25 protein-coding genes and 1 tRNA gene are annotated in these 24,986 nt (G+C 57.0%); 13 read left to right on the top strand and 13 right to left on the bottom strand.

The annotated features are described in order from the left end of the window. Window positions 1-20: 20 nt before the first annotated feature. Both GS611_RS10205 and regB read right to left on the bottom strand, forming a co-directional pair. Window positions 21-1,529, bottom strand: a complete 1,509-nt coding sequence (locus GS611_RS10205) for a PAS-domain containing protein (protein ID WP_171635315.1) — start codon at window positions 1,527-1,529, stop codon at window positions 21-23. A gap of 66 nt (window positions 1,530-1,595) precedes the next feature. Beyond that, window positions 1,596-2,993, bottom strand: coding sequence for a sensor histidine kinase RegB (gene regB, locus GS611_RS10200; protein WP_171635312.1), 1,398 nt, complete (start codon window positions 2,991-2,993; stop codon window positions 1,596-1,598). 90 nt (window positions 2,994-3,083) lie between these two features. Between regB and GS611_RS10195 the strand changes: the two genes are divergently transcribed. From GS611_RS10195 to GS611_RS10185, 3 genes are all read left to right on the top strand, one after another. Continuing rightward, window positions 3,084-3,710 carry an SCO family protein gene (locus GS611_RS10195; RefSeq protein WP_171635309.1) on the top strand — a complete coding sequence of 209 codons (627 nt, stop codon included), beginning with the start codon at window positions 3,084-3,086 and terminating at the stop codon, window positions 3,708-3,710. A gap of 80 nt (window positions 3,711-3,790) precedes the next feature. Next, a complete protein-coding gene (locus GS611_RS10190; protein ID WP_152459641.1) occupies window positions 3,791-4,345 on the top strand; it encodes an ActR/PrrA/RegA family redox response regulator transcription factor in 555 nt (184 codons plus the stop codon). 101 nt (window positions 4,346-4,446) lie between these two features. After that, entirely contained in the window at window positions 4,447-4,818 is a 372-nt protein-coding gene (locus GS611_RS10185) for a VOC family protein (RefSeq protein ID WP_171635307.1), read from the top strand. A gap of 78 nt (window positions 4,819-4,896) precedes the next feature. On the opposite strand, the gene GS611_RS10180 is transcribed toward GS611_RS10185, so the two are convergent. Then, window positions 4,897-5,610: a GDSL-type esterase/lipase family protein gene (locus tag GS611_RS10180; RefSeq protein WP_171635305.1), complete on the bottom strand. Its 714-nt coding sequence runs from the start codon at window positions 5,608-5,610 to the stop codon at window positions 4,897-4,899. Window positions 5,611-5,661: 51 nt separating this feature from the next. After that, window positions 5,662-6,255 (bottom strand): HD domain-containing protein, encoded by a 594-nt coding sequence (locus GS611_RS10175; RefSeq protein WP_171635303.1) that lies wholly within the window; start codon window positions 6,253-6,255, stop codon window positions 5,662-5,664. A gap of 206 nt (window positions 6,256-6,461) precedes the next feature. Here GS611_RS10175 and GS611_RS10170 point away from each other — a divergent pair, with 206 nt between their 5' ends. From GS611_RS10170 to GS611_RS10155, 4 genes are all read left to right on the top strand, one after another. Continuing rightward, entirely contained in the window at window positions 6,462-6,776 is a 315-nt protein-coding gene (locus GS611_RS10170; protein ID WP_171635301.1) for a hypothetical protein, read from the top strand. Window positions 6,777-6,879: 103 nt separating this feature from the next. Then, on the top strand, window positions 6,880-8,268 hold the full coding sequence (ahcY, locus tag GS611_RS10165; protein WP_171233586.1) for an adenosylhomocysteinase: 1,389 nt from the start codon (window positions 6,880-6,882) through the stop codon (window positions 8,266-8,268). A 13-nt stretch (window positions 8,269-8,281) separates the two neighbouring features. Then, a complete protein-coding gene (locus GS611_RS10160; protein WP_171635299.1) occupies window positions 8,282-9,031 on the top strand; it encodes an extensin family protein in 750 nt (249 codons plus the stop codon). 140 nt (window positions 9,032-9,171) lie between these two features. Then, window positions 9,172-9,513: a DUF2853 family protein gene (locus tag GS611_RS10155; RefSeq protein ID WP_171171577.1), complete on the top strand. Its 342-nt coding sequence runs from the start codon at window positions 9,172-9,174 to the stop codon at window positions 9,511-9,513. A gap of 218 nt (window positions 9,514-9,731) precedes the next feature. On the opposite strand, the gene GS611_RS10150 is transcribed toward GS611_RS10155, so the two are convergent. The 5 genes from GS611_RS10150 to tsaD form a co-directional block, all read right to left on the bottom strand. After that, window positions 9,732-11,045 (bottom strand): hypothetical protein, encoded by a 1,314-nt coding sequence (locus GS611_RS10150; protein WP_171635297.1) that lies wholly within the window; start codon window positions 11,043-11,045, stop codon window positions 9,732-9,734. 161 nt (window positions 11,046-11,206) lie between these two features. Continuing rightward, window positions 11,207-11,629, bottom strand: coding sequence for an EVE domain-containing protein (locus tag GS611_RS10145; RefSeq protein WP_171635295.1), 423 nt, complete (start codon window positions 11,627-11,629; stop codon window positions 11,207-11,209). After that, entirely contained in the window at window positions 11,629-11,898 is a 270-nt protein-coding gene (locus GS611_RS10140; RefSeq protein WP_171116638.1) for a YciI family protein, read from the bottom strand. Before GS611_RS10140 ends, GS611_RS10145 begins: the two co-directional genes overlap by 1 nt. A 1-nt stretch (window position 11,899) precedes the next feature. Beyond that, on the bottom strand, window positions 11,900-12,862 hold the full coding sequence (locus GS611_RS10135) for an NAD(P)H-dependent glycerol-3-phosphate dehydrogenase (protein WP_171635292.1): 963 nt from the start codon (window positions 12,860-12,862) through the stop codon (window positions 11,900-11,902). Beyond that, window positions 12,859-13,956, bottom strand: coding sequence for a tRNA (adenosine(37)-N6)-threonylcarbamoyltransferase complex transferase subunit TsaD (gene tsaD, locus GS611_RS10130; protein WP_171635290.1), 1,098 nt, complete (start codon window positions 13,954-13,956; stop codon window positions 12,859-12,861). The genes GS611_RS10135 and tsaD overlap by 4 nt, the downstream gene beginning before the upstream one ends. Before the next feature lie 86 nt (window positions 13,957-14,042). Here tsaD and GS611_RS10125 point away from each other — a divergent pair, with 86 nt between their 5' ends. The 3 genes from GS611_RS10125 to GS611_RS10115 are packed head-to-tail and all read left to right on the top strand — an operon-like array spanning window position 14,043 to window position 17,541. Beyond that, entirely contained in the window at window positions 14,043-14,768 is a 726-nt protein-coding gene (locus GS611_RS10125; protein WP_253284988.1) for a uroporphyrinogen-III synthase, read from the top strand. 54 nt (window positions 14,769-14,822) lie between these two features. Continuing rightward, the gene (locus GS611_RS10120) at window positions 14,823-16,037 is read left to right on the top strand and encodes a COG4223 family protein (RefSeq protein WP_171635287.1); all 1,215 of its coding nucleotides are present in this window, start codon (window positions 14,823-14,825) and stop codon (window positions 16,035-16,037) included. A 10-nt stretch (window positions 16,038-16,047) separates the two neighbouring features. Continuing rightward, the gene (locus tag GS611_RS10115) at window positions 16,048-17,541 is read left to right on the top strand and encodes a heme biosynthesis protein HemY (RefSeq protein ID WP_171635285.1); all 1,494 of its coding nucleotides are present in this window, start codon (window positions 16,048-16,050) and stop codon (window positions 17,539-17,541) included. Window positions 17,542-17,742: 201 nt separating this feature from the next. Here GS611_RS10115 and GS611_RS10110 read toward each other — a convergent pair whose 3' ends face one another. Both GS611_RS10110 and GS611_RS10105 read right to left on the bottom strand, forming a co-directional pair. Further along, the gene (locus tag GS611_RS10110) at window positions 17,743-19,086 is read right to left on the bottom strand and encodes a hypothetical protein (protein WP_171635282.1); all 1,344 of its coding nucleotides are present in this window, start codon (window positions 19,084-19,086) and stop codon (window positions 17,743-17,745) included. A gap of 64 nt (window positions 19,087-19,150) precedes the next feature. After that, window positions 19,151-19,849, bottom strand: coding sequence for a hypothetical protein (locus GS611_RS10105; RefSeq protein WP_171635280.1), 699 nt, complete (start codon window positions 19,847-19,849; stop codon window positions 19,151-19,153). Between GS611_RS10105 and GS611_RS10100 the strand changes: the two genes are divergently transcribed. Both GS611_RS10100 and GS611_RS10095 read left to right on the top strand, forming a co-directional pair. Beyond that, the gene (locus GS611_RS10100) at window positions 19,848-20,822 is read left to right on the top strand and encodes a viperin family antiviral radical SAM protein (protein WP_171635278.1); all 975 of its coding nucleotides are present in this window, start codon (window positions 19,848-19,850) and stop codon (window positions 20,820-20,822) included. The two genes, GS611_RS10105 and GS611_RS10100, sit on opposite strands and share 2 nt — an antisense overlap. A gap of 562 nt (window positions 20,823-21,384) precedes the next feature. Next, window positions 21,385-22,287 carry a class I SAM-dependent methyltransferase gene (locus GS611_RS10095; RefSeq protein ID WP_171635276.1) on the top strand — a complete coding sequence of 301 codons (903 nt, stop codon included), beginning with the start codon at window positions 21,385-21,387 and terminating at the stop codon, window positions 22,285-22,287. 498 nt (window positions 22,288-22,785) lie between these two features. Here the strand turns inward: GS611_RS10095 and GS611_RS10090 are convergent. Continuing rightward, window positions 22,786-22,872 (bottom strand) — tRNA-Leu (locus GS611_RS10090). 201 nt (window positions 22,873-23,073) lie between these two features. Between GS611_RS10090 and GS611_RS10085 the strand changes: the two genes are divergently transcribed. After that, window positions 23,074-24,057, top strand: coding sequence for a complex I NDUFA9 subunit family protein (locus tag GS611_RS10085; RefSeq protein WP_171635274.1), 984 nt, complete (start codon window positions 23,074-23,076; stop codon window positions 24,055-24,057). On the opposite strand, the gene GS611_RS10080 is transcribed toward GS611_RS10085, so the two are convergent. Next, window positions 24,058-24,861: an undecaprenyl-diphosphate phosphatase gene (locus GS611_RS10080; protein WP_171635272.1), complete on the bottom strand. Its 804-nt coding sequence runs from the start codon at window positions 24,859-24,861 to the stop codon at window positions 24,058-24,060. Window positions 24,862-24,986: the final 125 nt, after the last annotated feature.

The raw sequence follows: 24,986 nt of genomic DNA, 5'->3' as shown, positions 1-24,986 counted from the left end.
CTGACCGGCTGCAACCCGGTTCAGGCGCTGATCTGTTCCATCGCGGTGGATTTCGAGGGAAACTCGGATTGCGTAAACCGCACGATTGTCGCGCCGTTATGAACCGGTGTGACGGTGCAATCCACGGTTATGCCGGTTCTCATCTGGATTTCAGCTGTCCATTCGGCGCGGTTTTCCCGCATTTCGACAAAATCCCGTACCTCACCCAAAACCGGCGTCGCAATACAAAGGTCTTGCCAGCGTCGCGTGACATCGGTGACCGTTTCGCTTTGGAACCCGACCTCGTGCGCGTCTCCCCACAGCTTTTGATACGCATAGTTGGTGAAGGCCAGCGTACCGTCATCTGCAAAGACGGCAATCGCGTCCGCCAGTTTGTCCAGGATGGACTGCATCAGATCCATTTCTGATCGAAAGCGCCGCGTCAGGGTGATTTCGGCGGTGATATCCTCGAATAGAAACGCCACTGCGCCGTCCGGGTGAGGGCGGCCGCTGACGGAATAGACCGATCCGGATGGCAACGACCACGTCTCGTGGTAGTTTCCATCTTCAGCCGCTTCGAGAAGGTCGTTCATCTGACGCCGCCAGCTGCGGTAATTCTTCGGTTCGGGCATCATGTGTTTATCCCGCAAGCGGTCGAAGAAACTGCTCAGGCTGGGGCGGCAACTGAGGAAATCGGGCGGCAACGTGGTCAGATCGATCAGGGCCGGGTTGAACAGGGCCAGTTGCCGATTGCGGTCAAAAATGGCGAGACCAATGGACAATTGGGCAAAGGTCTTGGTCATGGTCTGCACGAATTTGCGCTGGGCGGTTTCCGCCTCGACAATCGCGTTGACGTCAACGGCATAGCATAGATGACCGTTCTCGTGTTCGATCCGAGTCAAATCGAACCAAAGCTTGCGATCAGTATCTGCAACATCCACCGACACGCGGGTTTTTCCGGTAGGTCTCGTGGCATCCTCCGGGCTTTCAAAAAGCGGCGCAGTCAGATCGGCGTCCTGATCACGCGCCTTTTGAACAAGTGCGACATAGGCGGCATTGCACCATTGCACCCGATTGTCGTTATCCGCCAACCATACAGGGTAAGGGGCCAGATCCATTGCCAGACGAGTCGGTTCGCCTGGGGTAACCGATCCGGCCGAGGAGGTCCTGGCGCATTCGCAAAGTCGAACGCGGACGATACCGTCGATCCACTCACACACGACTTCTCGTTCAACCGTGCAGTCAATGGCCGATACCAAGATTTTGCCCTGATCGCGCACTTTGTCGGAAGTTTCGGGAAAGGTGGGGAAATCCCTTTGCAACAAGCGCCGCAGGTCCAGCCAGTTTTCAATATGCTCAAACCCGGCCAGTGCGAAATCAGAATGGCTGATCAGTTGGTTGCCATCGAAAAGGAATACGGCATCAAACAGCGAGGTGTTCGAAAACAAACCAAAAGCCTTGTCGCGCTGAGCCCGGCGTGGCAACAGCCACAGAACGGCGAAACAGCACGAAACAAGACTGATCGCGGCCAGAATAATCCAATCGGCCATCAAATTCCCCAAGCCTGAACGATACAAGGACAGACTATGCGTGGGATTGGTTAACGGTCTCTTAATTCACACCTGGATGCGCGTGTTGGATCCCGACGGGACCGGGGTGTCACCCTTCTGTGCATCGATCAGTTTGCGTGGCCAGGTCACCTTGACGATTGCCCCGCGCCGTTCAGGATTGTCGGTCAGATGCTGGTAGGGGTCCGAACCATTGGCGAATTCCAGTTCGGCGCCGCTGCGTTCCAGCAGGGTTTTGGCGATGAACAATCCCAGGCCCATCCCTTCGTATTCCGGGCGTGCTCTCTGATCGGATTCTGCCCGTCTTCGGCGCATAAACGGATCCCCGATGCGTCCGATCATGTGGGGCGGATATCCCCGCCCGTCATCCATGATGCTGACGGTGATCCTGCTGTCGGTCCATTCGGCCTCGACCCAGACATTTGCGCGGGCGAAATCCACGGCATTCTGAATCAGGTTGCGCAAACCGTGAATGATCTCGGGTTTGCGCAGGATCGAGGGCTGCTGAACATCCCCGTCCTGCGCGGGGCCTTCAGAGAAATGAACCTCTTTGCCGCGACCGACATGTGGTTCGGCCGCTTCGTTCACCACTGTCGAAAGCGGTGCCTGCCGCAGGTGCAGATCATCTTTGCCCGCCCGCCCCATGTCGCGCAGAATGTCACGGCAACGGTCTGCCTGCTCGCGGATCAAAGCGGCGTCATCTTTCAGGTCCGGGCGGTCGTCCAGTTCTTCGATCAGTTCCGCGCTGGTCAGTTTTATCGTCGCCAGAGGCGTGCCCAGTTCATGCGCGGCAGCGGCGACGACGCCGCCCAGATCGGTCAGCTTCTGTTCGCGCGCCAGCGCCATATGCGTGGCGGCCAGCGCTTCGGACATGGATTGGACTTCGGAACTGACGCGGTGGGAATAGGCGCCGATGAAGACGATGGCGATGATGATCGCGGCCCAGTTTCCAAACAGAAGGATATCGGGGATATCCAGAACAAGCCCCAGACTTGTCCGCAACGGAAGGTGAAATTCCGCCAGCACAGTTGTCAGAACGATTGCGACGGCGCCGACAATCAGGGTTGATCGTGTGCTCATGACATTGGCTGAAATCGTGACCGGGCCCAGCAGAAGCAGCGCAAACGGATTGTTCAGCCCGCCGGTCAAATAGAGCAGAATTGACAATTGCAGCAGGTCGAACAGAACCATCAGGAAGTTTTCAAACTCGGTCAGGCGCTTGTTTTGCGGAAACAGCAAAATGGCGGTCAGGTTGCCCATGACCGAGATTCCGATGGCCAGGTAGCACAGGCCCAGTTCCAGCTGCACGTCGTAGTATCGCTGGGCCACCGTGATCGCGGTGAGCTGGCCGATGATGGCCACCCATCGCAAAAGGATCAGGGTTCGCAGGCGAATCCAGCTGCTGCGTTCCTGGCCGCGCCAAAAAGTCTGATTGGATTCTGCCATCGGTCGCTTATGTCCTGTTGCATTGGCTGGTCATCTTGATAGGTGTCCCGGCCGGAACGATCAACAACCCCCTGAGACCGGATAATCGAAATGACCCGCCTTCTCGCAATTCTCGCAACTCTTGTTCTGGCTATCGGACTTGGGGCCATGTGGATTCTGACACGGGGTGGCGGGTCCGATGACAAGTTCGCACAATGTCGGTCCAGCCAGATCGCCGGGGGCGCCGCCGCAATTGGTGGACCATTTGAACTGGTGAACGGTAAAGGCGAGACGGTTACGGACAAAGATGTGATTACCGAACCGACGCTGGTTTACTTCGGATACACGTTCTGCCCGGACGTTTGCCCGTTCGACATGTCCCGCAACGCCGAGGCTGTCGATATTCTGGCTGAACGCGGGCTGTCGGTGACACCTTTGTTCATCTCGATTGACCCGGATCGCGATACGCCCGAAGTCATGGCCGACTATGCTTTCAATCTCGGGGGCAAGACGATCGCCCTGACCGGCTCGCCCGAACAGGTCAAGGCGGCCAGCAAGGCCTACAAGACCTATTACAAAGCGCATGACAAAGCCGACGAATTCTATCTGGTTGACCATTCCACCTTTACGTATCTGGTTACACCCGAAAATGGATTTCTGGAGTTCTTCAAGCGCGAAGACACGGCCGAACAGATGGCGGACAAGGTTGCATGCTTCCTGGAACAGGCCGCGTCGTAACAAGGTTGTTTGACCTTTGTTCCCGCGCTGCTATTACTCATGTTCGAGCCAAAGGCATGAAATAGCGAAAGACCTAACATATGGCAGACACTTCTCAGCTTGACATCGGCCCTGACAAATCCCTGCTTTTGGTTGATGATGACGAGCCGTTTCTGAGACGTTTGGCCAAGGCCATGGAAAAGCGTGGCTTCGAGGTTGAGACAGCAGGATCCGTCGCGGCAGGGCGCGCGATATCCACCGCCCGGCCCCCGGCTTATGCCGTCGTCGATCTGCGGTTGGAGGATGGCAACGGATTGGACGTTGTCGAGGTATTGCGGGAAAAACGCCCCGACAGCCGTGTTGTTGTTCTGACCGGATATGGTGCGATCGCGACCGCCGTCGCGGCAGTCAAGATCGGTGCGACCGACTATTTGTCAAAGCCTGCGGATGCTACCGACATCACTAACGCATTGCTGGCAAAGGGTGACGAGATGCCCCCGCCGCCGGAAAACCCCATGAGCGCGGACCGTGTGCGCTGGGAACATATCCAGCGCGTCTATGAGCTGTGTGACCGGAATGTCTCCGAAACCGCGCGACGGTTGAATATGCATCGGCGGACGTTGCAGCGGATACTGGCGAAACGCAGCCCGCGTTAGGTCTGCCGGCCGCTCGATGACGGTTTAGTGACTTGTAACCTTGGACCCTGTCGAGGACTGTTCGGCACATCTGGAATCTTTTGTCAGAACAGGACCACTTTATGATCGGATATGTAACCGTTGGCGTTTCGGACATGGCGCGCGCCAAGGACTTCTATACCAAGCTTTTCGCGGACAAGGGCGCGAAAGTGGTTATAGACGCAGGCCGGATCGCGTTCATCGGCAACAAACCCGACGCGCCGATGCTGGCGGTGTGCGAGCCCTATGACGGCAATGTCTGCGCCGCCGGAAATGGCAACATGGTCGCCTTTGCAGCCGACTCCAAGGATGAGGTCAAGGAACTGTATGACAAGGCAATCAGCCTGGGTGCGGTGGACGAAGGCGAACCTGGTCAACGAGTGCCCGACAGGTTCTATGGTGCCTATGTGCGTGACCCGGATGGCAACAAACTGTGCTTCTACGTCTTTGGCTGAAACAGGGCGAACACAAACCCTGCCTAAGTTTCAGACAGGTCTGCGGGCAGCGGAGCTGACCGTACCCATTCAGTAGCTTCAGGGTGAGCAAGAGATTTCTGCGCAGAGCTGCCGCGCCAGCTGACGATATCCGATTGCGTTGGGATGCAACCCGTCCGATGTCCAGTCGGCGGTTTTTTCGGCGAACCCGTCCGGCGGGGTCAGAAACGTGCAGTTCGCCATATCCTGACAGGCCTGTTGTGCAGCCGAATTGAAGGCCGTTCGAAACGCCTCTTGTTCCGCGGTCCAGTTTGCACCGGTGACGGGCAACACAGCACGCCAGATCAACCTGTCAGCAGGCATGAACAGGGCCTTCAACTGTGCGACATAGCCTGCAATCTTCTCTGGCGGTGTGGCCGTCAGAGCGTCATTGACCCCGGTTCCCAGATACCATGTCGGGACATGGGCAATCAGTTCCGGTTTTGCTCTTGCGATCAGGCCCGGGGTGGTGTCGCGGCTGATCCCAAGGTTCAGCGCGTTGGGCAGGACGTTGCTGGTCAACCACCCTTCGATTATGGAATCGCCGATGAAAGCGATCTGAATATCCGGTGAGGCGAGCGCCTGAGAAATCGGCCGCTCGTGCAGCCAGACCATGAGCTTGTAGTGATCGGTTTCCGTGACCGGGACATATGTGCCCGAGATTTTTCTGAGCGCCTTCGAGACACACCCGGTTTCGACCAACGCCGCCGCAAGACCAAAAGTCAGCACGACGTTGACGACAAGCAAAACTCGGGTTCCGGTCTTTGTTTTCATCTTTCTTCCACCAGTTCCCCCGTACCACTCACCGCATTCGGAAAGCGCCTCTCAGATCTGAGCGATCAATTCTGCGTGCCGCGCCGTAAAGGCGTGCCGCACCTCGACCGGGGGGCGCAGCCTGATCTGTAAACCCGCCATGATCCCCCTCTCCGGGCGACCAAAGAATTTCGTGGCTTCGGCCTCGGAAAACCCGGCAATCTGTGTCGCCTCCATCCAGGCGCTGATCTTGTCGGCCTTCTTGATCTGGCGTTTCACCGTTTTCGGCACCTCAGCCGGAAGTCCAAACCGTATATGGATTGCTGCCGCCAGCCGGTCGTCCAACGCGCCATAATCTGGGCCGACGGCGGATTTCACGGGCGAGATCATATCGCCGATCACATATTCGGGCGCGTCATGTAACAGGGCCGCCAAACGCCATTTCATGGGTGTTTTTGGGGCAATACGGCCAAAAATCTCTTCAACCAGCAGGGAATGTTCGGCCACGGAATAAGCGAAATCGCCGTTTGTCTGACCGTTCCAACGAGCGACAAAGGCAAGGCCGTGTGCGATGTCTTCAATCTCGATATCGACCGGTGTCGGGTCCAGCAGGTCCAGCCTGCGACCCGACAGCATCCTTTGCCACGCTCTGGGTTGTGTTGCCATTCTGCCATGCCTTGTGAAGTTGGACACGTTCAATTCGCGTTTTTATGGTATGATGTACCTGTCTGGATCACACGCTGCCAACATTTTCTTGAGCGTTCGTGCTTTGAAACGGCGCGGTATGATCCCGACATTAAAGACTGAGGGGGGTGCATTCTCCTCCCAGTGTGCCCCTCTCGAACTGAAACACGTATCGAAAGGAGCACCCTATGTTCAAACGTTTATTCGCAATCGCACTGACCTTCGGAATGGCCGCCACCGCGCCGCCTGCCTTTGCCCAGAATTGTGCGGCACGGGATCACATCATATCCAGATTGCAGGAGAATTATGCCGAGGAATTGGCCTTTGGCGGCCTGCAAAAAACACGCGGCGCGCAATCGGTGATGGAGGTTTGGACCTCGAAAGAAACGGGAAGTTATACCGTTTTGGTAACCAATGCGAACGGTATCAGCTGTATTGTTGCCGTTGGCACCGATTTTTTTGAAGCGATACCAAAGATCGAAATTGAAGGCACACCAAGCTGATATTGGCCATATCGTTTCCGATCACAGTCTTCAAAGTTGCCACCTGCCCCAAGGAATGCTAGGGGCAGCCGGGACTGTGATTTACCGGAAAATGGAGCACCTGATGGCCGGGGACTATATCGTTAAAGACATTTCATTGGCTGGCTTTGGCCGCAAAGAGCTGGACATAGCCGAAACCGAGATGCCGGGCCTGATGTCCCTGCGCGCGGAATACGGCGACAGCAAGCCGTTGAAAGGGGCGCGTATCGTCGGGTCGTTGCACATGACCATCCAGACGGGCGTTCTGATAGAAACGCTGGTGGCGCTGGGTGCGGATGTGCGCTGGGCGTCGTGCAACATCTTCTCGACCCAGGACCACGCCGCCGCCGCGATTGCCGAGGCGGGTATTCCCGTCTTCGCCGTCAAGGGCCAGACACTGGAAGAGCACTGGGATTATCTGGACAAATCCTTCCTGTTCGAGGAAGGCCCGAACATGATCCTGGATGATGGCGGCGACGCGACGCTGTACATCCTGCTGGGTGCCCGTGCCGAAGCGGGTGAGGACATCATCCCTGTTCCGGGTTCGGAAGAGGAAGAGGTGATCAAGAAGCAGATCGCCAAGCGTATGGCGGCAAGCCCGGGCTGGTTCACAAAGATGCGGGATCAGATCAAGGGTGTTTCCGAGGAAACCACCACTGGTGTGAACCGCCTGTATCAGCTGGTCAAAGACGGCCACCTGCCGTTCCCGGCGATCAACGTGAATGACAGCGTCACCAAGTCGAAATTCGACAACAAATACGGCTGCAAGGAATCGCTGGTCGACGGTATCCGCCGCGCCACCGACACGATGATGGCCGGCAAGGTTGCAGTGGTCTGCGGTTACGGTGATGTGGGCAAAGGCTCGGCCGCGTCGTTGCGCGGTGCTGGTGCCCGTGTGAAAGTCACCGAAGTCGACCCGATCTGCGCCCTGCAAGCCGCGATGGACGGGTTCGAAGTGACCCTGCTGGAAGACGAAGTTGCCACCGCGGATATCTTCATCACAACCACCGGCAACAAAGACGTGATCCGCATCGAGCATATGCGCGAGATGAAGGACATGGCCATCGTCGGCAACATCGGCCACTTCGACAACGAAATTCAGGTGGCCAGCCTGAAAAACCACAAATGGACCAACATCAAGGAACAGGTGGACATGATCGAGATGCCCTCGGGCAACCGCATCATCCTGTTGTCCGAAGGCCGTCTGCTGAACCTGGGCAACGCCACCGGGCACCCGTCCTTCGTGATGTCGGCCTCGTTCACCAACCAGGTTCTGGCCCAGATCGAGCTGTTCACCAAGGGTGACCAGTACGAGAACAAGGTCTACATCCTGCCCAAGCATCTGGATGAGAAAGTGGCCCGCCTGCATCTGGATCGCATCGGCGTGAAGCTGACGCAGATGGATGCGGATCAGGCCGCTTACATCGGTGTCAAACCGGAAGGTCCGTACAAGCCGGAACACTACCGCTACTGATCGCAGTCTGGGTATGACGCAGAAATCTGGGCGCCGCCGGTATTTGTACCTGGCGGCGTCTTTCTTTTTCAGGCTGGCGGTTGTTGTGATCCTTTTGGGCGGTGGTGTCTGGTGGGTGTTGGCGCATCTCGAAACGCCGATACCGTCACATTGGAACCCGTCGCGTGATCTGAAGGTAACCGCCCCGATCACACCCGTCACCAAGCTCCAACTGAACCGCGCATTGGCGAGCGAAGCACAGTGCCGGGCCGCTCTGGAAGACGCAGGTGTTCGGTTTGAGGCGATGGCGGACCTGGTTGTCGATCAGAATTGCGGCATCGCTGGTCGGGGTCGTCTGACCAAATTGGTGACATCAGGGATCGAAGATGTTGAAACCAGTTGCGCCACGGCTTTGCGCCTGACCATGTGGGAATACCACGTCGTGCAGCCCGCCGCACGCGATCTGCTTGGGTCCAACGTTTCCCGATTGCGCCACATCGGCAGTTACAATTGCCGCCCCATGCGCACCGCGCAGGGTGAAAACGGTGGGTGGAGCAGCCATGCCCGCGCGGATTCGATAGATATCGTCGGTGTGGATACCGTTGACGGTCGGACGCTGACCTTGTTGTCAAACTGGCAGGGCTCCGGACCGGAAGGCGCCTTTTTTCGACGGATCTGGCGCGGGGCCTGCGGTTGGTTTCGCGTGGTTCTTGGACCCGATTTCAATCGTTTGCACGCGGATCATTTCCACTTGCAAGGCCCGGGGTGGGGCTATTGCCGCTAGGCTTTTCAGCAAGAAACGTGCAGGCTGCGACCAAGGGGGAGAAATCGCAAATTTTTTTCCTTTTGGAAAAGCCTGCGACGCGGCTAGTCTTTCGATCATCGGTAAAAGGTGCCGGGTAAACGGATCAAGGAGACTAGGATATGGGCAAGCGCGACGAGCTGATCGCCAAATACGCAGAAGACCTGAAAACCAAATGCGGGATGGACCCCGATATGGACCTGCTGACCAAGGTCACCATCGGTTGTGGTCCGGCGATCTATGACGCAGATGCGGCAACTGTCGCGGCCAGCCAGGACTCGGAACTGGAAACCGTCAAGAACAACTTCCTGATCAAAAAGCTGGGTCTGGCAGATGGCCCCGAGCTGATGGAAGGGATCAACAAAGCCATGGAAACCTATGGCATGTCCGAGCGCAACAAGTACCGTGCCGTTGTCTATTATATTTTGACCAAGCATTTCGGAAAAGAATCCGTTTACAGCTGACCCGGTCGAAATCTGCCAAGCGCCCGCCGAGATTTTGGCGGGCGTACTTAATTTGAGTTTCAATTTAAAGACTTGGCATTTGAAACCAAGGGTGCGGTTGCGCTAAGTTCAACCTGTGATCAGGACGGTCAGAACCAAATATTTCCATACGCGTGTGGTGAGTAGGGAGCACGCGGGGGTAGGGAAGGTTCTGTATCGTCAGAGCCTTCCCTCGTTTCTTATCTGAGTTCGCCAAGAATACGCGCAATGAAATTGTCGAATGCCGTGGGCCTTGGGTCCGAATTCCTGGATGACGCGCCACCGCTGCCTGCCAAGTAGACTTCTATCCGCCCCGGACGGGTCTTGCTGCCCGAATTCGTGAAGTCCCTCAATATTCCGCCAAGAGCATCAGCTGCCAGCGCCGCGTTTTCAGCGTCGCTTGGATGGTAGAAACGAACCTGTGTTTCTCTGACCCGAAAACCCACGCGGTCTGTTGACACAACCGTCGCGCGGCCCTGTGTAAGCAGTTCCAAAGCCCGGCTGCTGGCGTCTTGTGACACTCTCAAGGGAACAAAAAGCGAGACTTCCAGATCAATGGGGGATTGTGAGGGCGAAAGCGGTTTAACCTCTGCATAAGACGGGGCTGCAGAAAAAGTGATCTCTTGCTGGACAGGGTCCAAAACCATCAAGGACGTCTGCGAAAAGCTGTCTTTGTTCGACCGGTTGGTGTGGCGCCACGGAGGTTCGGCAGAAGCTGGAAACAGGGTTTGAATATCCGCAGAAGAAGCGGTGGCCAAGATGGGTTCGAGCTGTGGCGGAATGAATATGGCTGGCGGGGACAAAGACACGACCGGTTCCGCTTCTGGGGTTGGGGGTCTTGGTTCCACCCTGTCTTGGTCATCCGCAGCCGAAATGCCTTCGGCAGGAACGGGTAGCGTCACGAGCGCCTCAACCGAGACGCTCTGGTCGAGAGATGCGCCTGTGATCGCACCCTCGGCCTCTTCGATGAGTGCGGGGGTGGAAACGGGCGCGACTTCGGAAGACGCTGAATCGGCGAGGTCCTCGGCTGCTTGTGTGTCTCGTGGGGCCGGTGACTCAGCGATTCTGACGGTGGGCGCTCTGTCTGAAAGCAGCTCCTCGATTTCAGGAAGAGTTTCAGTCGCCGCATCCAGGCTGGCTGGTGGCGTTCCACCGGTGGAGCGCCAAGTTCCGGCAATATGTGTGACCGCCCATTGCAGGATCGCGCCGCAAACCAAGGCGGCCAGAAGAATACCTGCTCTGACCAAGGGTTTTTTCCTGGTTTTTGGTTCTTCCAAATGCAGGGAACGGACCCGGTCTGATACGATCTCTTCGATTTTGGTTTCGTCTGGCCGGGGCAGGTGCTCTGTCTCGGAAGGTTTCAGGGTGGGCTTTTCCTGCGCTTCACCCTGCGCCCCGCTGAGCACTCTGGCACGCTTTTCACGCGCCTCTTTCAGGCGCGCTTCCCAGTTTTTTGAATTCTTCGCAGCAACGGCGTCTTCGAATATCCCATTGCCGCCTTCGTCGTCAGACATGGGTTTTTGCTTTCAAGAAAGACCGATCTTTATTCGAACACCACCCGGCAATTTCGATCGCACAAAACCGCGACCGACATGATCTCACCCGGCAAAGCCCAAGGAAAGATAGCATCTTGCCAGAGCTTTGAGAAGTTCTGCGCCCGGTGCCACTTTCCCGTTCAATCAGCCTGGGTTTCACCCAGCATGCAAATCACCCGCCATTCATCCTCAGTCACGGGTTGCACCGACAAGCGAGAGTTCTTCACCAGCACCATGTTGGCCAGACGCTCGTCCGCCTTGATTTGGTCCAGCGTTACGGGTTTGGAAAAGGGCCGCACGGCTTTGATGTCGACACACTCCCACCGTTCGTCATCGGTGGTGCTGTCGGGATGGGCCTCGGCACAGACTTCGACAATGCCAACAACGGACTTGTCCTTTTGCGAATGGTAGAAGAACCCCCGGTCCCCAACTTTCATCTGACGCATGAAATTGCGCGCCTGATAATTGCGCACTCCGTCCCATTCCTCGCCCGCGTCGCCCTTTGCGACTTGCTGATCCCAACTCCAGGTCGACGGTTCTGACTTGAACAACCAATAGGCCATCAACCGATCACCTTTTTCCACGGGATCAGCTCAACCGATTGGAACAATCCTGCCTTTGCGTAAGGGTCGCCGTCGGCCCATGATTGTGCTGCGGCCAGGTCCTCCACATCGAGGATTATCAATGAACCGATCATGGCGTCACCGTTCAGCAACGGTCCGGCCTGTGACACGACGCCGGTTTCTTCGATATAGGCCAGGTGGGCCGAGCGGTTGTCCAATCGGGTTTGCAACGCGTCTGGTTTGTCACGAGCGATGAGGGCGATCAGCATGTTATTCCTCCTTGAGGGGTCGATTTAGCAGGTTTTGAATGGCCTCGGTGACACTGTAGGCGCCATGGCTCAGGTCCGCCACCGTGGCGCTGATGGGCATATCCAGCCCTTCCTTGGCGGCAATGTCCGACATGGCACGAGCGGTGGCGACGCCTTCGACCGTTGTTTGGCTGTCAAAGGGTCGATTCAGACCCAAACTAAGGCCAAAACGATAGTTTCGGGACAGTTCGGAAGAGCAGGTCAGCACAAGATCCCCCAGTCCGGACAAACCCATCAGGGTGTCTGGGCGCGCGCCGCGCATCGCGGCAAAGCGCTGCATCTCAGCAAACCCGCGGGTCATCAAGGCCGCCCGGGCGCTGTCTCCCAGACCTGCGCCGATGGCGGCACCGCAGCCAATGGCCATGACATTCTTCAGCGCGCCGCCAAGTTCGGCGCCGACCGTGTCTGTGGTGCGATAGAGGCGCAGGTTCGCCGTCGTCAGTTCGGCCTGAAGCGCCTTGCCAAGTTCCGTATCCTCGCAAGCCAGCGTCAACGCGGTGGGCAGGCCGTGTGCAATGTCATCTGCAAAACTGGGCCCGGTCAGCAACGCGATGCGGGCATCCGGGACAACCTCTTTGATGACCGCGACAGGTCCAAGCCCCGAGGTCAGTTCAATTCCCTTGCAGCAGGCCACCAGAGTCTTGCCACGCAGGACCGGGGCGTGATCCTGCAAAGCGCTGCGCAATTTCTGCATTGGCACAGCCAACAAGAGCGTGTCAGCCCTGAGCGCCTCGGCGATGTCCGCGGTCACGGTGATGTCCGCGGGTAGGGCGATGTTGGGCAGCCGGGTTGCGTTTTCGCGCGCCGCGCGCATCTGCTTCGCCTGATCGGCGTTTCTTGACCACAGTGTCACCGGCCCGTTGCCTGCCAGCGAGATTGCCAGAGCAGTACCAAACGCACCGGATCCCAGAACGGATACGCTCATGCCTTGGCCCCTTTCTTGCCGCCGCCCAGCATGGCCGGGCTGTGCTGATCCAGAGGCCAGCGAGGGCGGGCGGTCAGATCCAGCCCGTCCCGTGCGCCGGTACGAAAGCGTTCCAGGCCAGCATAGGCAATCATCGCAGCATTATCCGTGCACAACGCCAACGGGGGGGCGGTGAACCTGGTGTTTTTTTCAGCACAAACAGACTCTAATGCGGACCGAATGGCCGAGTTGGCGGCAACCCCTCCGGCGACGGCAATCACGGGTTCAGACGGAGAGTTTTCCAGATACAGATCGATTGCGCGTCGGGTCTTTTCGGCCAATGTGTCCACAACCGCCTGCTGGAATCCAGCGCACAGATCTGCGCGGTCCTGGCGCGTCAAACCACCCTTTTCGTTCACGATCTGGTCGCGCATCCGCATCAAAGCCGTTTTCAATCCCGAAAAGGACAGATCGCAACCGGGCCGGTCCAGAAGCGGCCTTGGAAACCGGAATCGTTTGGGATCACCGGCGCGCGCCTCGGCTTCGACGGAAGGGCCACCAGGTTGCGGCAGGCCCAGCAGGCGGGCGGTTTTGTCGAAGGCCTCGCCCGGCGCATCGTCGATGGTGCCGCCAAGGCGGGTAAAATGTTCGGGCCCATGGGCGATCAGGAACTGGCAGTGGCCGCCCGACACCAGAAGCATCAGGTAGGGGAAGGCAATGTTGTCCGTCAGTCGCGGTGTCAGCGCATGACCGGCAAGGTGATTGACACCCACCAGCGGCAGACCGGTTGCCGCGCTGATCCCCTTGGCGCACATCACGCCGGACATGACCCCTCCGATCAGACCCGGCCCGGCGGTGACGGCAATGGCGTCCATGTCTTTCAGGGAAAGCCCCGCGGCCTCCAGTGCTTGCAGAACGCAGACATCCAGCTTTTCCGCATGCGCCCGGGCTGCGATCTCAGGCACGACGCCGCCAAAAGGACTGTGCAGTTCGGTTTGGCCATGTACCACGGATGACAGGATTTCGGCTTCGGCGCCCGTCGTTTGGCGCACGATGGCTGCGGCCGTATCGTCACAGCTGCTTTCCAATCCCAGTACGGTAAGTGTTTGCACCATCACCCTGATCCGTTGCATCATGATCCTACGGCGGGGTATCACCCTGCGCGGATGCAAACAATCCTGAAGGGCCAAGGGGCCGCACGTTGTATTTGTTGATGACCCGCCCGCGCGCCGCCTCTGAAAGGTTCGTTGCGCAGTTGCCGACCCGCACCAGAACTCGGGTTCAGGTCATCTATTCCCCGATCATGGAAATCCGACCTCTGCCGGTTGCCGTTGAGACCGAGGGTGTGCAGGGATTGATTTTCACATCGGCCAATGCGGTGAACGCGGCGGCCTTGAAAGGTGTGGACCGCAACCTGCCCGCTTTCTGCGTCGGACCGACAACGACCAGTACCGCAAAAGGTTGCGGCTGGCAGGCCGAAATGGTCGGGGCCACGGCGGAAGAACTGGTGGGACATCTGCTCAAGCGGAGGCCCAAAAGCCCGCTGTTGCATTTGAGGGGTGAGAACACGCGCGGCAATGTTGCCGGTCGACTGACCGAATCCGGCCTGACGGTGCGGGAACTGCCGGTCTACCAGCAATTGCTGTTGCCGCTAACATCCGAAGCGACCCGGGTGGCAGATCTGGATTCGCCGGTGATCACACCGCTTTTTTCGCCAAGAACGGCGCGACATTTTGCCGATATTTGGACCGGATCCGCGCCTTTGTGGTTGGCCGCAATCAGTCAGGCCACGGCGGATCCCCTTTATTCGTTGGACTATGCGCGCCTGAAGATCGCAAAGAAGCCGACACCAAAGAAAATGCGTAAGGCTGTCAAAAAGCTTGTGAAACATGCGTTGCGGGTTGAGGGCGGCGCGGTCCCCGATTAACTTGACTGGGGCTGTTATTCATCTGAATTTGGATTCGATAAGGGGAATATTGCGGTGGCTGGTAAGAAAAAGTCCGAAGAAAAGCCGGTGGAAACCCCCAAGGCAGATGACGTCGTCGAACCCGAACTGCAACAGGAAGATACACCTGTTGACCCGACTGAGGCCGTAGAAGAAGAACTTTCCGAAGCCGAAGCCGAAGCCGAAGCCGAAGCCGAAGCCGAAGCCGAAGCCGAAGCCGAAGCGTCGACTGAAGATACTGCCCCGGTCGAAGAAAAAGTGGTCGAGCGTGTCGTTGAAAAGCGTGGCGGATTTGTTCCCGCTTTGCTGGGCGGTGCCATCGCTGCCGCCGTCGGGTTTGCGCTGGGCAATGGCGGGTTGTTGTCAACTGGCTCGGACAGCTCGGATACCTTGGCAGCGTTGGAATCCAAACTGGCAGACCAGTCCGACCAGATTGCCAATCTGTCTCAGGCGCTTGCAAACAGTCCGGATGTTGCTGGTTTGACGGATCAGGTCAAAGCGCTGTCCGACAAATTGACACCCGTGGAAAGTGACCTGAGCGCGATCAAATCCACAGTGGATACGCTGTCAGGCCAGATCGGACCATTGTCAGAGCGCATTGCGACGCTTGAGAAAACCCCGATCGAATCCAGCGTGTCGCCCGAATCCATGGCCGCCTTCGAAGCTGAGCTGAAGAAGCTTCAGGACTCTCTGGCCTCGCAACGGGCCGAGGTTGAAAAAATGGTTTCCGACGCTCAGGCGCTGGAGGCGAAAGCAACAGCCGATGCGCAGGCTGCGGCCAATGCCGCTGTTCTGTCCCGCTTGCATGGGCAACTGGATGCGGGTCAACCCTATTCCGATCTGGTTGCAGAACTGAAAGCAGGCGGTGTGGATGTACCGGATGCCCTGTCCGGGCCGGCTGAGAAGGGTGTTGAAACACTCTCTTCTCTGCGCGATAGTTTCGCGCCTACGGCCCGAACCGCGCTGGCCCAAGCCCGTGAAGCCGACAAGGGCACCGGCCTGATCGCATTCCTGCAACGTCAAACGGGTGCACGCTCGGTCACGCCACAGGAAGGGGATGGACCAGATGCTATCCTGTCACGGGCACAGGCTGCGCTTGCGGACGGAGACCTGGCCAAAGCCTTGAGCGAACTGAAATCACTTCCCGAAGCGGCACAGGCTGCAATGTCCGATTGGGAACAGGCGGCCAAAACACGGGTCGCCGCCGTCGATGCGGCGAATACACTGGCTTCCAGCCTGAACTCGAACTGAAGGACCTGCCATGCTGTGGTCACTGTTTAAGATCCTCGTTTTTGTTGCGATTATCGGCCTGCTGGCGTTGGGCGGTCACTTCCTGATGCAAACCAGTGGCGGGGTTCAGATCACCGTCGCGGGCACGGAATTCACGCTCGGGCCGCTTCAGTCAGTGATCGCGCTGGCTGTGTTGGTTTTTGCGGTCTGGCTGTTTTTCAAGTTGCTCAGCCTGCTGATCGCAACGCTGAAATTCCTGAACGGTGACGAAACTGCCTTGTCCCGGTATTTTGACCGCAATCGCCAGCAAAAGGGATACCAGGCGCTGGCTGATGGTCTGTTGGCGCTGGCCTCGGGCGAAGGGCGCGTGGCGATGACCAAAGCCAGCAAGGCCGAAAAACTGCTGAACAAGCCCGAGCTTACCGACCTGCTGGTGGCACAGGCCGCCGAGATGACCGGGGACACGAAAAAGGCATCGGACACTTATAAAAAACTGGTGACCAACAGCGCCACCCGTTTCGTTGGCGTGCGCGGGATCATGAAGCAGAAGCTGGCCGAAGGTGATGATGAAACGGCCCGCAAACTGGCCGAGAAGGCCCTGGCGATCAAACCACGTCATGAAGAAACGCAGGACGTGCTGCTGAACCTGCAAACCAAGGCGCAGGATTGGGCCGGTGCACGTTCGACTCTGACGGCCAAGTTGAAGGCCGGGTACTTGCCGCGCGATGTCTTCAAACGGCGTGACGCGGTTTTGGCCTTGTCCGAAGCCAAGGGAATTCTGGACGAAGGTGCGACGGTCGAACAGCAGGAACGCGCGATTGAAGCCAATCGCCTGTCGCCTGATCTGGTGCCAGCCGCTGCCATGGCGGCCCGCGCGTATATCGCCAAAGGCAAACCCCGGGCCGCAACCAAGATTCTGAAAAAAGCATGGGAGGCTCAGCCGCATCCGGATCTGGCCCATGCCTTTGCCGACATCGTGCCGGATGAAACCCCTGATCAACGGATCAAGCGGTTCACCGCGTTGACCCGGATTCACCCCGAAAACATGGAAACGCGTCTGATATTGGCCGAACTGAACATCGTGGCCGAGGACTTCCCAGAAGCCCGCCGTGCGCTGGGCGATGTGGTCGAAACGCAGGGAGATGCGCGCGCCTATACGTTGATGGCCGCTATCGAACGGGGCGAGGGGGCCTCGGACGCCATTGTGCAAGGCTGGTTGGCCAAAGCGCTGAATGCGCCGCGTGGTCCGCAATGGGTGTGCACCAATTGCCATGATATCCAACCTGAATGGGGACCGGTCTGCCAGAACTGTGGCAGCTTCGACACGCTCAGCTGGCAGACACCACGAACACCCGAAATCGCAAGCGCGACCGGCGTACATATGTTGCCTTTGATCGTTGGTGCGCTCGAAGATCAATCCGAAGAGCCAGAAGTCATGGAGCCCGCGGACGAGGATGATGTGGTCGAAGTGACACCAGAGTCGGCAGAGGTGGCAGACGAAGGCGAGGTTCAAAAGCAGGCCTGAGCCCTGCAACGCCTTTTTTGCAGCCGGCCTGATCCTCCGCATTCCAAGGGGCAGGATGTTGGTGACGGCGTCGGGCCGTCAGGCATTTCTGGGCAAAACACATGATCCGCCACAGCGGTGCCATTGACAGTGTTGGTGCCTCTTCGCCGGTCTTTCGCGGTTTTCGGCCCAGATCCTGACGGTACGTGCATTTGTTCGTAGTCAACGCCTCTGGCTGCGCTGATTGCGCGCCCTCTTTCGCCGCGTCGTCCCTGCGTAGGGTTGATACACCTCTTCCCAAAAATGGGTTTCCGCCGTGACAACCACCCACTTGTCCGTTGGCGGGACGTCCACGACTCCGAACATGATCACATCTCTTACCAACCCGCCGTGATTTCGCTGATTGTATGCTGACTCCGTCAACTCCAGCCCAAGCAGGTCAAGTGAGAGAAGGCCGCGTGTCGGGCCGAAGCTTTGTATCCGCGTCAGTTCGATTGCTTCCTTCAAGCATGTTTTTGCCTGGTTCCATTCATTGAGATTGATGTGGTGCCGCGCTTTTTGGTGAAGCCAAACCGGAAGCCAGCGGTCCGAAGGGTCAAGTTCTTTCGTCTCACTCAGCAGTTTGTCGACGCGTGCCTTGTCGCCCTTCTGACGAGTCGCTTCAAGCGCGTCCCGGAACCAAACGCCCTCCAGCGCAGTTCCCTTTGCGATTGCCGCGAGTCGGTTCGTCGAGGCGGCCCGGATCACGTCAGGAACGTTCGCATCCTGCGCAAGATTGTTCAGAAACCAAAGGCGCGTTTCCCTTTCTATTTCTTCCACGGCAGCCTGACGATCCAGTCTTTCACAATGCCACTGGTGATCCTGAAATTCGGTCACGACGTTTTTTAATGACTGGTTTTCGCGTTCAAAGATTTTTCTGAACGCGTCGCGATCCCCGGAACCGGGGATGTAAGCCTGTAGTCGATCACCGTCTTGTATCTCGGAAAAGCGTCGGCTCAGGCGTTCACAGATACCTGCGCGTGTTGCATCCGGATACTGGAAATTCGAGGGCAAGATTGTCGCAAGCGCACTCACCATCCAAGGAACGCAAGCCTTCAGTTTGGCCTCGAAATGTTGGTCCTGAGCCCATATTCCCTCCCCAGCCGTGTTGCGATGGGCTTCCAGCGTCAGGTTGTAGACCAGCTTGAAGATGTGGGTCAGTTCCAGAATGCGGTTTTCACGGGGATCGGCGCATGTGGGCTGAACATCCGGGCAAAGCAGTTTGAGAAGGCGCAGGTAACCGTCCTGCATCGCGCGCGCGAACAACAACATTTGGCGAATGGTCTTCATGCTGCGCCGCGCGAAGCGCCGACTTACAAGAAAGGTAAATCTTGCCTTTTCGTCCTCCGGCGGATGCCCATTCAGGGCGCGGCTCAGGGCGTCTTCTGAAATGTCCAGGTCAAAACGCAACCGTGGGATGGTAAGATTCCGGGCCTGAATGAAATTCCGGGCCGACTGGTAGTTGTATTCCAGATCTTGGCCCGTGTCGTATTCCCAGCATCCGGAAAACGGTAGTCGGGATCCCAAGTTTGATCCTGTATCCCCGGACTTAGTCAACCTGTCGGGAAATGTGCGTGTGATACTGTCTTGGTCAGGAAGAGCCATGCCTTGTTGCCAGCGATAAAGGGCCCCGCGCGATTTTTGCTTTGGGGTCTTTGTCCGGGTTGCAGATTTCATTTTCGATATGATCTTCCGCCAAACGAACAGCGTAGCCCTCAACTGACAGACCGATCAGATCGAAGGCCCAATCCAGAACCTGTTGAACCGGAAGCCGAAGCCTTGATGGGTCTGCGGGATCCGGTTCCGGCAAAAACCAAAACCGCCCGTCCGGCAAACCGTCATCCGAACGGTCGTCGATCATCCAGAATGCGGCCCGTCGGGCAGCGCCCGGCACGTACAGGTGAATCAAAAGCTCCCAGACAATATGTTGGATCGGCGCATCGAATGCCCAAAGCTCCTGCTCGATCCGCCAAAAGGACATTACCACTTCCCAGATATTTTGTTCGGCATCCCGGACCGCGCTCTCATCAAACTCAAGAGCAACAAAGAGCTCCCTACAACTTCTACGACTCTCTTTTTCGATCTGCTTCATCGAAAGCTCTCGCCGAAGAAGGCGCGTCTTTTCGCGCTTGCCCATTACTGAGCCAAAGAAAGACCGGGACAGTTCGACAAAGATGGCTTCTGGTGGAGGTACAAGTGCCAAGAGAACCCCCGTAATCAGCGTAAATATTTGGCAATAAATGTTATTATTTAGTAGTGCAATTCCGGAAAATTGGTTTGCACGCTTCATGTCAGATATTTTGAAGCGCGCCGATGGCAGGTTCGAATCATGTAATGAACATGGAGAACCTAACGTGGAAACTTCCCTGAAACACAGCATCGACCAAATGGTCATCAATTGGCACGTCAACGAAACTTGCAACTACCGGTGCGTGTATTGCTATACCAAGTGGGAACGACCGCCTTCAGTGCGCGACGTGATCCGCCAGCCGGAAAACACAGCCAATTTGCTGAGATCGCTCTGGGCTTTTTTTGATCCTGCAAATTTGAAGAACCCTTTGAAGGACACTTTGACTTGGCGGCGTGTCCGTCTCAATTTTGCAGGGGGTGAGCCATTGTTGTGTCGCGCTGACTTGATCCGTGCCGTTGAGCTGGCCGCCCAGATCGGGTTTGATGTTTCGATCATTACCAACGGCAGCAGGCTTGATTCAGAAACCATGTCTGCCCTGGCGCCGCATCTCGATTGGCTTGGAGTAAGCCTGGATGCAGCTGACATGCGCACGAACAAGGCGATCGGCCGCGAAGATCGTCGCTCTCGGCAGTTGGATCCAGAGGCTTTGAGGGACAGCGTCGCAACGGCACGCTCAAACAACCCTGACCTGAAGCTGAAGATCAATACGGTTGTGAGTTCTCAGAATCACGAGGCGGACTTGACTCGAGTCATTGCGCGACTGTCACCCCACAAGTGGAAGATCCTCCGGGCGCTGCCAATGACAACCACGGCCGGCATGGTGACGGATGAGCAGTTCCGGGCCTTTGTGCACAGGCACCGCTCGTTGACGGACACCATACGCGTTGAAGACAACGCAGACATGCTGAAGTCGTACCTGATGATTGAACCCAAGGGCCGTTTTTTTCAGAACCACAATGATACCCTGAAGGAAGGGTACCGATACAGCAGACCCATACTGGATGTTGGGCCGGGTGCGGCCTTGGAGTCCGCCGGATTCTCGGCGTTCGGTTTCGCCAACCGTTATCGATGAGCTTTTCGATGCAGAAGTATTGCAGCGTTAAGGACATAAACAAATTGATCGGGAAGCTTCCGGAGGCTGACAGGATCGTCGAACGCGGCCGGGTTCATGGGCGGCAATATGCGCGTTCTGCTTGAGCAATTAACCCGACAGATAACGGCAGATGTGATGCGTTCCTTATCTTCTCAGCCCGTCAGCGGCGACCAAGCTGCTGAATCTGCGCGCAAATGATGGGCTGGCATTGACGCCTCAGCAAAGGTGGGTTTGTCCGGTTTCACCGTTCTTCGAACCGGATCAACCTGCCAAAACCGTCAGATGAATGCTTCGAGCCCATGACGGAGGTGCTGTGGCGCCACTTTTGGCCAACACAGAACTCTATCCACTGAAGTCCCGCACCGTCGTGCTGACCACAAAGCGGTTGATCTTTCGGCTCAGGCATTCAACGTGCACCCGCTCGCGCCAAGAGCCTTGGCAAGACCTGGCCCGTCGATTGAAGGCCGGAAACTCAATCAATTGTAATCGCGCATTTCGTATCGTATTCAAAGGGCATCATTCCAGATGCGGGGCAGCCGGTATGAGAGACTTGCATGAAAGCTTCAACGAACTGACCGATGCCGATTGGCTTCAGCTATGGCTGGCTAAAGCTGAAAACAAAGGAGGCGAGCTTGCAAGCGTTCTGCCCGACTTTCCTCCAAATGATATTCAAGTCGAATATGTCGGAAGCGCGCTTTCCAGTGCAATCAGAGAAGCGTATGGTTTTTACGTGCACGCAAAACAGATGTTTTCAACGCACGGCGAAAACCCGAGCAAGAACGATTGCTTTTTGGATTTCGGATGTGGTTGGGGACGGTATATTCGCCTGTTTTCTAAAGATTATCCAAGTCGATCAGTATTCGCGGCGGATGTAAATGCCAACATCATTGATGAGTGCCGGAAAAGAGATCTGCCAGGCGAGTTCATGCAAATTTCGCCATTGGGCGCGTTTTCGCTGCCCGACGGCAAGATTTCGTCTGCAATGGCGTATTCAGTTTTCACGCATCTGCCAGAGGATGTTCATTTGCATTGGCGTAACGAGCTGGCGCGCGTTACCAAACCCGGCGCTGTACTGGTGATCACGGTCCAGCCGAGGCGGTTCCTGAGATACATTGAAAATCGCGGACGCGAAATATTGGGCCCGAGAATACTTGGAAACAGAATAGGTTTGCTTCGTCACTTCCAACTTGGAAAACGAAGAGGTTCGAACGCTTGGCACAAGCTACTCGCAGAGTCCGCAGACAGGGTGCCCGAGTTTGCCGCGCGTTATGACAGCGGCGAACTGGTCTTCATGGAAGGTACCGATGGCAACAAGACTTACGGCGATGCGATCGTGCCCGTTTCCTATATCGAGGAGAACTGGGCCCCGGACTTCAAAGTTGTTGACGTCATAGCTGACAAATCCAGGTTTGCTCAATCGGTCATCACGCTCAAACGGATTTGAACGCCAAGCAATTCACACAGGTTTTCGATCCGGACAAAGCAGTCAGATCCCGGGTTGCAGCGTTCAACGCGTGCGCAAAAGCAATTGCCGAGAAAACAATCTTCGGCGTTGTCCCGCGTTGCAGGCATTCGCCCAGGCCTCCTGACCGGTAAACCGGCCGCTGGTGCGGCAGGACGTTGCCATGCGTTCGACAAATCCCCAGATGACGATAATTCCATTCCCATAGTCCTGAGCCACTTGGTTTCGCCAATGCGAACAAGCCGCCAGCATCAGCCAATTTGAATGGCTTTGGACTTCGCCATGCCGTTCGAATCTAAAGATCGGAAAGCGCCATTGGGGGCATCAAGCTCGTGTTTTTGAGGTAAAGCCCCAACCAAACCCTCACATGTCGTGTTTTCTGCGGGTATCGAGCGTTCCACCACGTTCCGGGCGATAACCGAGAATCGGTAAAACACTCAATGAAATTGAGCGTTTACGGCCAACTATGTTCGGAAGAGATGGTGCCCAGGAGAGGACTCGAACCTCCACGTCCATACGGACACTAGCACCTGAAGCTAGCGCGTCTACCAATTCCGCCACCTGGGCAGGTGTCGTGGAGGGGCGTTTAAGCCTAGTCGCGGGGGGCGTCAACCAGATTCGGTGAGATTTTTTAAAGTTTTTTGAGTTCGGTTCCCGGCCGGTGTTTTTCGCGCATGGTTTTCAACACCGTCGCGGCGAATTAGCGCCTTGTTTGACTGGCCTGCGGGCGCTAGTTCTAGGGCGCAATTTCTCAGCAGGAGCCCTCTCATGTCGAAACTGGTGACGATTTTTGGCGGATCGGGATTTGTCGGTCGCTACATCGCGCGGCGCATGGCGAAAGAGGGGTGGCGTGTCCGGGTGGCTGTACGTCGTCCGAACGAGGCCATGTTCGTCAAACCCTATGGTGCCGTGGGTCAGGTCGAACCGGTGCTGTGCAATATTCGGGATGACGCCTCGGTGGCGCTGGCGATGCAGAGCGCCGATGCGGTTGTGAACTGCGTGGGTGTGCTGAACGAACTTGGCAAGAACGGGTTTGATACCGTGCAGGCCGAAGGAGCTGAACGCATCGCGCGTTTGGCGGCCGAGCAGGGCATCAAGCGGATGGTTCATATCTCGGCCATCGGTGCGGATGCGAATTCAGCCAGCGCGTATTCCCGGACCAAAGCACATGGTGAAGCGAGCGTGTTGAAACATATGCCAGACGCCGTGATTCTGCGTCCTTCGGTGATCTTTGGCACCGAAGACCAGTTCTTCAACCGTTTCGCCGGAATGACCCGCATGGGACCGTTCCTGCCTCTGGTCGGGGCCGACACAAAATTCCAGCCGGTTTACGTAGACGATGTGGCGCAAGCTGCCGTCAAAGGCGTTCTGGGGCAGGCAGAGCCGGGTATTTACGAGCTTGGTGGCCCCGAGGTTAAGACCTTTCGTGCCTTGATGCAGCAGATGCTTGAAGTGATTCACCGTCGCCGCGTCATCATCGGCCTGCCGTTCTTTGCCGCGCGGATTATGGCGGGTGTGCTGGATATCGTTAAATTTGTCAGCTTCCAGCTGTTCCCCAACAACATTCTGACGCGCGATCAGCTTAAGAACCTGCGTTACGACAATGTTGTCGCCGAGGGCGCAAAGTCTTTTGCAGACCTTGGGATCGTGCCGACCACGCTGGAATCGGTGTTGCCGGAATACCTGTGGAAATTCCGCCCCTCGGGTCAGTATGACGACATTCAGAACTCGGCCAAAAACCTGCGTATCTGATCAGCTGTAGGCCATGATCAAAAGTATCACGCCTAGAATGACGCGGTAGATGACGTAGGGTGTGAAACTGATGCTGCGCAGAAGCCGCATCATCAGGCTGAGCGCCAGCAGGGCCGAAAGAAAGGCAAACAGCGCTGCAACGGCCCCATCCCGGGCCAGTTGCATATCGGCGTCGCGCACCACATCCAGTGCCAGCAGTGTGCCCGACGCCAGGATTGTCGGGATCGACATCAACATCGCGATCCGCGCGCCGTCTTCACGGGTATATCCCAATTGCCGCGCGCCGGTTATGGTTATCCCGGAACGGGACGTGCCTGGGATCAGGGCAAGAACCTGCCACAGACCCATGATGAGCGCGTCGCGTATTCCCCAGTTTTCGGCCCCTTTGGTTTCAGGAGCCTTCTGATCCACCCAGTACAGCAGCAGACCGAAACCCAGCATTGTCCATCCGATGACCGTGATCGAGCGCATGGCCTGGCTCAACCCGGTGACATGCAGAATGAGGCCCGCGATCACGGTAGGAACAGTTGCAACGATCAGGCCCAGAGCAAGCCGGGCCTGCGGTGTGTCGCCCCGCCCGGTCAACGCGCGCGGCACACCGGAAAGGGCCTGTTTTACATCCGACCGGAAATACAGCACCACGGCGCCCAGGGTTCCCACATGCACCGCGACATCAATGGCTTGACCCTGGTCCTGCAACCCCGACAGGTTGGGCAGCAGGATCAGGTGACCAGATGAGGATATGGGCAAAAACTCAGTGATTCCCTGAATGATTGCTACGAGAATCAGGTGAAACAAACTCATCTGCCCTGCCGTGCTGCTGCCACGTGTTCTTTGTGGGTTATGGGTATAAGGGCGATGAAAAAAAGGAAAGCGCGCATATAGGTCCGAATCGGATCTAAAATTTCCAATTATTTTCCACTTTTCTT

This window comes from Ruegeria sp. HKCCD6119 (assembly GCF_013110585.1).
In the GTDB taxonomy this organism is placed as follows: domain Bacteria; phylum Pseudomonadota; class Alphaproteobacteria; order Rhodobacterales; family Rhodobacteraceae; genus Ruegeria.
The sequence above is the reverse complement of the archived record's forward strand: the minus strand, read 5'-3'. Positions and strand labels throughout refer to the sequence as shown.